Below are 7893 nucleotides of genomic sequence, written 5' to 3' on the forward strand. Positions count from 1 at the left end.
CTTCAACGACCACAAGCAATGGCGCGGCATCGCTACCCGATACGACAAACACGCAGCCATCTACCGAGGAGGCGTTGTCCTACGCGCGATCACCCTCTGGCTTCACGCATAAGGAGACACGCCCTAGCGGCAGTCCTGGTCCCGATCACCATGGGCGTGAGCCTGATCGCGGGCGCCATCGCCAAGTACCACGTGGTCCTGTACTGGGCCGGTGGCCTGCTGATGATCGGCCTCGGCGTCTTGGCGCTGTCGGGGGCGATGTGGTCGATGCCGTCGTTCCTGCGGGCCCCCAACACCGCCCGCGGCGACACCGCCACCTTCTTCAGCCTGGGTGTGTTCTCCGGCATCGCCTCCAGTTGCTGCGCACCGGTCCTGGCCGGGGTGATGACCCTGTCGGCGCTGTCCGCCTCGCCCGTCGGTGGGCTGGTGCTCGGCTTGGCCTACGTGTTCGGGATGGTGATCCCGCTGTTCGTGATGGCGCTGCTGTGGGACAAGCGCCCCGAGCGGATGCGCCGCCTCCGCGCCAAGCCGATCCGCATCAACCTGGGCCGCTTCACGCTGGCCACCAACACGGTCAACCTCGCGGTCGCCGTCGGGTTCGTGATCATGGGCATCCTGGTGATCGGCCAGGCAGGCGCCACCGAGATGACCGGCGCCGACGCCCCCCTCGTGGGCGTGGGCGCCTGGCTCGCCGACGTCTTCGCCTGGCTGATCGCGATCACCGCACCCGTCCCCGAGGCCGTACTCGGCCTGGCACTGCTCGCCCTGGTGGCCGTATTCGTCATCGCCACCCTTCGCGACCGCCGACACGCCAAGCCCACCGCCGCCGTCCATGACTGCTGCGACACCCAACTCGCACCGACCCCCGCGCCCGAAGGAGCCAGCGCTCCGACGACACTCTCCCAGGAGCCACGATGACCCCCACGAACCCCGCACCCTCCCGACGCGAGCAACTCAAAGCCAGGCAGCAGGCCGAGGCGCAGCGCGACAAGAAGCGCCGCACCTGGGCCAGGATCATCGGCGGAGCGGTGACGCTGATCGTGCTGTCAGTCGTCGGTTACGGGTTATGGACCGCCGTCCCCGAACAGGGCGACACCCAGCGACTCGCCCCAGACTTCACGCTGACCACCACCGCCGGCACGGCCGTGACCCTCAGCGACCTGCGCCCCAGCCCGGTGCTGATCTTCTTCAACGAAGGCGCCGGCTGCGCGTCGTGCACCATGCAGATGGCCGAGATCGAGAAGAACCCAGGCTTCGCCGAGGCGGGCATCGAGGTGCTTCCCATCGTCATGAACAGCGCCGAGCAGATCCTGCCCGACATGCAGCAGTTCGGCGTCGCCACCCCGTACCTCCTCGACGACGGGACGGTGTCCAAGGCCTACGACGTCCTCGACAAAGGCATGCACCCCGGGATGCCGGGCCACGGCTTCGTCCTTATCGACGGCGACGGCGTCCAACGCTGGAACGGCAACTACCCCTCCATGTGGCTCGACCCCCAAGAACTCCTCAACGAGGTCACCACGCGACTGCGGTGAAGTCACTGCCCGGGATGTGTGGTTCCACCTGAATGTGCCTGCGGCGGGCGCGCTCGCGTCGATGGAAGCTCACCCGACATCGATGACGCCCATCATCCCCAGGTCCTCGTGGTCGAGGATGTGGCAGTGGTAGACGGTGCGGCCCGTGTGGCCCTCGAACGGGATCCGCACCACCACCTGGCCACCGGCGGGGACGTCCACGACGTCCCGCCACCGCGGCTCCTTCACCGCACGGCCGCGTTCCTCGAGGACCTGCATCGGCCAGACGTGCAGGTGGAAGGGGTGGTCCATCGTGGAGGTGTTCCGGATGGTCCACTCCTCGATGGTCCCGGCCGCCACCTGCTGGTCGGTGCGCTCATGGTCGAACTCGCGGCCGTCGATGGTGAAGGACATCATCCGTCCCCGCATTCCCATCCCCATGCCCATCTCCATGGTGAGTTCCCGACGGCGGTCCACCTCGCCCGTTCGCAGGTCCCGGGACGGCGGGAGCTGCGGCAGCTGAGCCCCCTCGGCGACGGCGTCGCCGCTGGCAGCCAGCGTGGCGAGTGTCGCCGGTCCGGAGGTGGCCGACATCATGCCTCCCATGCCGCCGCGGTCGTACCCGCGGGTGCGGACCGTCGTGGTGCCCTCAGCGAGGGTGACCAGCAGGTCAGCCCGATTGCCCGGGGTGAGGACCACCTCGTCCACTTCCTCGGGGATCGGGGAGCGGTCCAGGTCCATCCCGAGGAGCTGGAACCGCTGCCCGTCCACCACCAAGCGCAGATAGCGAGAGGTGCAGGCGTTGACCACCCGCCACCGTTCCCGTTCCCCCGGGCGACCCTCCAACACGGGGGCGACCTGACCGTTGACCAGCAGCAGGTCACCCTCCCGTCCCATCATCCGCTCCTGCGGGGAGGCAGGACGGACATTGCCGGCACCGTCGAACGACACATCCGAGACCGCGAGCACGCGTTCGCGTGCGACCGGGAGCGGCTCGTCCTCGTCCACCACGATCGCGCCGTACAGGCCGCCGAACACCTGGTCGGCCACCGTGCCGTGCAGGTGGGGGTGGTACCAGTACGTGCCTGGCGGGTGGTCTGGCGGGAGCTGGTAGGAGTAGTCGAAGCTCTGCCCGGGTTCGATGACCACGAACGGGTTGTCGCCGTTGCCCTCTGGGGAGACGTGCAGCCCGTGGACGTGCAGGTTGGTGGGCTCATCAAGGTCGTTGCGCAACCGGATCTGCAGCAGGTCCCCGGGGCGAAGACGCAGAGTCGGTCCGGGGACGTGGTCGGCGTAGCCCAGCATCGTCACCCGTTCGCCGCCCACCGTCACCGTGCGCGGGGCGGCGTCCAACTCCACGCGCAGCACGCCGCCGCTGCTGACCAGCTCCGACGGGAGGGTGAGGGCAGTGCCCCCGCCCGACGGTGTCCGCGTCGAACCAGGGCTGCTGGCCTGCCGGGCCAGGCCCCACCCGCCCACGACTACGCCGGCAGTGCCGAGCGCTCCCAACTGCAGGGCCCGGCGCCGGGGAATCGGCCGCACCCTCAGGACTCCCCGAGGTTCCGCAACCTCTCCTGGTACTCCTCGGTGTCGATCTCGCCGCGCGCGTAGCGCTCCTGCAGGATCTGACGGGCCCGCACCGGCCACGACTCAGGGCCGGAGGAGCCCGAGGGCGGCGGTGGGTTCCGGTCCTGGCGAACTCCTCCGCTCAATGCCCGGACGAGCAACACGATCAACAGCACCAGTCCTGCCAGGAGGAGTACACCGAACAACAGCCCCCAGCCGCCGCCCATGCCCCAGCCGCCCATTCCGTGCCAACCACCCATGTCGTCCCAATCCATCAGGCGCACCTGCCTCCGCTCGGATGTCCTCCACGGTACTCCGATCTGCGGCGTACCCCAGGTATCTGTCGGAGATATGTCGGGCTGTGACCGATCTGGGGGAGTGGCACGCGCCTGGGGATACGAAGGCTCGGTGGTGGCCAGCCGCTCCCCCCAAGTGCGGCTGGCCACCACCTGTCGCCGCATGGCAGGACTCATCTTCAGCGGTGCGCTCGTCCGTGGCGTTGCATCACGCAACGCGGGTGGGATGCGTCCCGATCGCGGCGCAAACCGGGGGTGCCGGGACACGCCGTGGTCCCTACATGCCACGCTTGTGCTGCGAGAAGCAGAGAGCGCAGGAGCGACACGGATGAAGACCTCCGACGAGACAGCCGTCGACGACGCCGCCGACACCTCGGCCGCGGATCGCAGCTCGCTTGCCTGCCTGTTCGCCGACTTCGTGTCCGCACCCCGATCCACCTGGTTCGCGCGCGTCGTCGATGCTCGCTCCTCCCACCAGGACCGGAACCGGCCTTACGTCACACGCCTGGTCCTCCTGGTCACGTTGATCATCGCTTCGGCGGCGGTCGGGTTTCCGTGGTTCGGGTGGCTGTTCTTCATCCCCGGTGCTCTCCAAGTAGCCCTCGAGATCTACCTCGAGCCGATCATGCGCCATCGGTACGAGGCTGTTGCCCAACGCTCCTCGACCGGTCGGGACGGACGGAGGCAGTGGTACTGGCGGGCGGTGCGGGTGTGGTACCGGAACTACGAGAAGTTCCTTCCCAACGTCACATCGGCGCTGGGCGTTGTCGCGTGCTCGCTCCAGCTGACGCTTGTGCTGGTCTTCCTCGAGCCGCCCACCCCGGACCGTGGCTGGGTAAAAGTCCTGGCGCTCGCGACCGCCATGATGTACCTCGTGTCAGGTGGTCTGGGACCACTCATGGGTCCGGCCACGTATTCCCCCAGCAACGGGCTCCCGGCGCCCGTCGTGCGATCCATCCGACTGTTGTGGATCCCGATACCCCTCTTGCTCGCGGTCATCATCGTCGCTCGTCCCGGAGCGTGGGGTGAGACCCTTCCCTACGCGTTGATGACCCTGGGTCTCGGATACTACGTCGGCCTGAGGCAGCGGGAGTTCGACCGAGCCGTCACAGCGGCCGCCATTGTTCGCGATGAGATCAACGAGGAGAACGTCAAGACCGCAGCCCTGGAATACCACGCCCTCACCCAGCCGGTGAAGGGACCGCTCCAGGAAGCCGCTCGACGGGTAGCGAACCCCATGACCCGCATGGAGCTCGAGCACTACATCGCCAACGTCGACTTCATCCACGAGCAGGCACAACGAGGCCGCCTGGACCCCCGTCGCGGGCTCCTCCCCCCGATTGAGGAACTCCTCCGCCGCGAAGCCCAGAACGGGGCCGTTCACCTGGACACGAACATCCGCCTGGACCCGGGGCTGGACCCCAAGCATCACCAGATGGTGGCGGCCTACCTTCGGACCTTCGTCTCGAACAGCGTCCAGGCTTACGCATCGCTCATGCCAGATCAGTTCGGGCACGTGCTGGCGACAGCCCGCCAAGAAGGCCAGAATCTGATCGTCGAGGTCCGCGACACCCTCCCATTGATCCCCGACAGGGTCCTCGCCAACTCCCACACCCTTGGCGGCATCAGCCGCCACCTGTCCGCAGTGGGGGGCTCATTGCGGCAAGACTCGATGCCCAACGGCAAGGTCCTGCGTGCGACATGGCCCATCACGGTCCCACTTCGGCACCAGGAACCGAGGTCCCGGCAATGAAAAGGCCGGACCTGCAGTTCCTCGTCTTCGATGACCACGGTGCCCGGTATCGGCGGATCGAGGACGCCGCCACGCTCCTTCGACGCACACCACCGCCGATTCCCATCGTGATCGACTGGCAGCCGACCGTTGAGGTGCTCCTGACCCTCACCCCCGAGGCGCTCGCCGAGTACGCCGCCATCTTCGTCGACTTCAACCTCCAGTCCAGCCAAGGCCTGCCCAGAGACGAGCGATTGCGACTCGATGTCGCGGGTAGCGATGACTCGATGCCGTCGAGCCGCGTCAGCCTGGACCTCAGACAGGCAACAGGGATGGGCGTGCTGCTCCGAGTCCGGGAACTGATGAGCACCCCGGAGTACTGGGATGCCTGGGCTGTGCGCGCATCGACGGGATCTCGTACGGAACGAGCCTGGCGCGACCCCCGCGGCTCGGCTCTCTACAGCTTCGTCGAGTACGCCGACATGACCTCCCGACTTTTCGCCGCCGCGGCCTGGGCGTGGTTCGGCGCGCGCTTCTTCGACGGGAACAGCACCGTGGAGAACATGGCACAGCGTCTCCGCTCGTCCAGGCGAACCGACGCCCTCGGCACCATGCAGCAACGGATGGTGGAGCTCGCGGCCGGCCCCCTCATGACCATGCTCACCTTGAACCCGCTGGGCGACAGCCAGCTCATCACCCCGGCCGAAAACCCATCGGGCTTCGACTGGTACCGCATCTACCGACGAGCGCGCGAGGGACGACGCCAGTTCGCCTTCGGACGCCCCATCAAGGAGGCATTCCACGAGATCGTCGGATATACCCCCGAACTGCCCGTGCGCCGCAGCCATCAGTTCGACGTGATCGCTGAACACCTCCACGACGCAGCCCAAGCGTTCATCGACGTGTGGGACACCCCACCCGACGGCTCCGACCCCTTCAGCGACGCCGCAGAAACGGAAGCCAGGCCCAGTACGCGGACCGGGTACAAGTTCTCGTGGACACAACGTGACCCACTCACCGAGTTCCTGACCCACACCTCCCGCTTCTGGGACGCCCCCGATGTCCGCCTCGCCTTCACCCATCACATGGCGACCAGACCGCGAACGGCCGGACGGTGAACCACGCGGGAGCACCCCGAGAAGGCGTCAGCGAGGGACTCAAGTGGGGTGCCGTCGGAGACGACGACGCCGAACGCCTGTGCGTCGCCTTCATGGGGTACGGCGGATGGCTGGAACCCTTCGAGTACGGACTGTTCACACGCCTGGCTCGGCAGCTCGCCGCGCGCATCGTCATCGTCGAGACTCCCGGGCTGGGGACGGCTGGAACCCGCCTGCGCCCGCGGGAGCGTGGGGCCCTTCTCGTAGGATCCTTTCTCCCCGTCGGGCGCCGAATGCTCCGATGCGCTCTTGCAGGCCTCGAAGCAGTGGGCGCGGACCCACGCCAGGGGATCCACATCCTCGGCTACTCGATGGGGGCGTCGGTCGCCGCCGCCGCGACATCGGTAGCGACCAACGATCTCACTGTCCGCACCCTCACGCTCGTCGAGCCGATCCCCGCCTACCTGGCATCGATCGGACGAACCCGCCCGGACCTTCGCGTCCTGATCATCAACGGGGACACCAGCCGCATGTCGCCACGAGCCTCCGTTCACCGCATGCTCCGATCGGCCCAGGCCACGGGAATGAGCATCAGTGCCGGAACAATCCGAGGCGGGCATCTCTTCTGGCATGACGTGCCGCTGTTGCACGAGGCAGGCGAGCAGGTCCTGGCTCTCTGGGACCCCTAGCCACCCCGGCCGAGTGTGACCCAAGCCCCGATCCTGTGCAAAAGTCCTGGCGAACCGGAGGTTCACTGCTGAGGCAACGATCAGTTCACCCGGAGGTATTGACATGAGGCATCACGAAGTCCAGCCCAGCTCGCGTGTGACAACTGATATGGGTGTGGTTCCTGTCAAGAGGGCAGGATGAGGCGCCACCGGGCTGGATGCCGGGTGGCGCCTCTCCTTGTGTTGGCCCGAAGTGGTTTTGACGAGGGGTTTCGCGTGTCTGTCGACGGCGATGTCAGTCTGATATTCGCGGGTTGGTTACCGCAGGACGGTGCTTTCGGCTCGGAACGTCACGCGTGTCTAGAGTCGAGCGTCGCCGCCGGTCAGGGCGGCTGCTCATAGTTGTATCGCGGGTCGTTCCGGTCGCTGCGTCACCTCTTCGCCTGCCGGTCCTCGGGCCAAGTTTGTGGCCTCGAGTTCAGTCCTCGAGGACGGCGAGCGACCAGCACCAGCCGGCGAGTTCGCGGGCGATCGCGGCGTTGGCGACGATGGGTCGCTTCTTGCGGGCTTTGAACTGGTTCCAGCGGTGGTTCAACCGTCGGTTGCCCAGGTCTCCGCGGGCCCGGGCGGCGGGGCTGGCGAGGTCCCAGCGGTCGCGGATCGTCTTGCCGGGGACGTAGCGGTGCTGGTGATGCCAGGCGGCCTCAACCAGGAGTCGGCGCGCGTGACTGTTGCCGGTCTTGGTGATCGGCCCGAGCGAGCGGGACTGGCCGGACGAGTTCTCCGAGGGGATCAGGCCGACGAACGAGCCGATCGAGTTGCCGGTGAACCGGGTCCAGTCGCCGATCTCGACCGCCAACCCGAACCCAGTCAGGGTGGAGATCCCGCGCAAACTGAATCGGCCTGGGTTTCGTTCCGTTCTTGAAGCAAGGATGGAACACGATGAACCAGAAGTACTCTCCCGAGATGCGCGAGCGCGCGCTGCGGATGCTCGATGAGGCCAAGGCCTCCGGTGAGCAC

8 protein-coding genes are annotated in these 7893 nt (G+C 67.3%); 5 read left to right on the plus strand and 3 right to left on the minus strand.

Features of this window, described 5'->3' with window-relative positions; all coding sequences use genetic code 11:
• Nucleotides 1-18 precede the first annotated feature (18 nt).
• Both ACFQPD_RS09830 and ACFQPD_RS09835 read left to right on the plus strand, forming a co-directional pair.
• The gene (locus tag ACFQPD_RS09830) at nucleotides 19-918 is read left to right on the plus strand and encodes a cytochrome c biogenesis CcdA family protein (RefSeq protein ID WP_385900449.1); all 900 of its coding nucleotides are present in this window, start codon (nucleotides 19-21) and stop codon (nucleotides 916-918) included.
• The gene (locus tag ACFQPD_RS09835; protein ID WP_385900438.1) at nucleotides 915-1535 is read left to right on the plus strand and encodes a redoxin domain-containing protein; all 621 of its coding nucleotides are present in this window, start codon (nucleotides 915-917) and stop codon (nucleotides 1533-1535) included. Before ACFQPD_RS09830 ends, ACFQPD_RS09835 begins: the two co-directional genes overlap by 4 nt.
• A gap of 69 nt (nucleotides 1536-1604) precedes the next feature.
• Here the strand turns inward: ACFQPD_RS09835 and ACFQPD_RS09840 are convergent, their stop codons facing one another.
• Nucleotides 1605-3056: a multicopper oxidase family protein gene (locus ACFQPD_RS09840; protein ID WP_385900439.1), complete on the minus strand. Its 1452-nt coding sequence runs from the start codon at nucleotides 3054-3056 to the stop codon at nucleotides 1605-1607.
• A 2-nt stretch (nucleotides 3057-3058) separates the two neighbouring features.
• Entirely contained in the window at nucleotides 3059-3355 is a 297-nt protein-coding gene (locus tag ACFQPD_RS09845) for an SHOCT domain-containing protein (protein ID WP_385900441.1), read from the minus strand.
• 349 nt (nucleotides 3356-3704) lie between these two features.
• Here ACFQPD_RS09845 and ACFQPD_RS09850 point away from each other — a divergent pair, with 349 nt between their 5' ends.
• The 3 genes from ACFQPD_RS09850 to ACFQPD_RS09860 are packed head-to-tail and all read left to right on the plus strand — an operon-like array spanning nucleotide 3705 to nucleotide 6894.
• Complete coding sequence (locus ACFQPD_RS09850) at nucleotides 3705-5129, plus strand: hypothetical protein (RefSeq protein WP_385900443.1); 1425 nt, start codon at nucleotides 3705-3707, stop codon at nucleotides 5127-5129.
• Entirely contained in the window at nucleotides 5126-6226 is a 1101-nt protein-coding gene (locus ACFQPD_RS09855; protein WP_385900445.1) for a hypothetical protein, read from the plus strand. Before ACFQPD_RS09850 ends, ACFQPD_RS09855 begins: the two co-directional genes overlap by 4 nt.
• Nucleotides 6223-6894: an alpha/beta fold hydrolase gene (locus ACFQPD_RS09860; RefSeq protein ID WP_385900447.1), complete on the plus strand. Its 672-nt coding sequence runs from the start codon at nucleotides 6223-6225 to the stop codon at nucleotides 6892-6894. Before ACFQPD_RS09855 ends, ACFQPD_RS09860 begins: the two co-directional genes overlap by 4 nt.
• 457 nt (nucleotides 6895-7351) lie before the next feature.
• Here ACFQPD_RS09860 and ACFQPD_RS09865 read toward each other — a convergent pair whose 3' ends face one another.
• Nucleotides 7352-7765 carry a transposase gene (locus ACFQPD_RS09865; RefSeq protein ID WP_385900448.1) on the minus strand — a complete coding sequence of 138 codons (414 nt, stop codon included), beginning with the start codon at nucleotides 7763-7765 and terminating at the stop codon, nucleotides 7352-7354.
• Between the last annotated feature and the right edge of the window lie 128 nt (nucleotides 7766-7893).

It is taken from the genome of Tessaracoccus sp. O5.2 (assembly GCF_964266725.1).
GTDB classification, from domain to species: Bacteria; Actinomycetota; Actinomycetes; order Propionibacteriales; family Propionibacteriaceae; genus Arachnia; species Arachnia lapidicapta.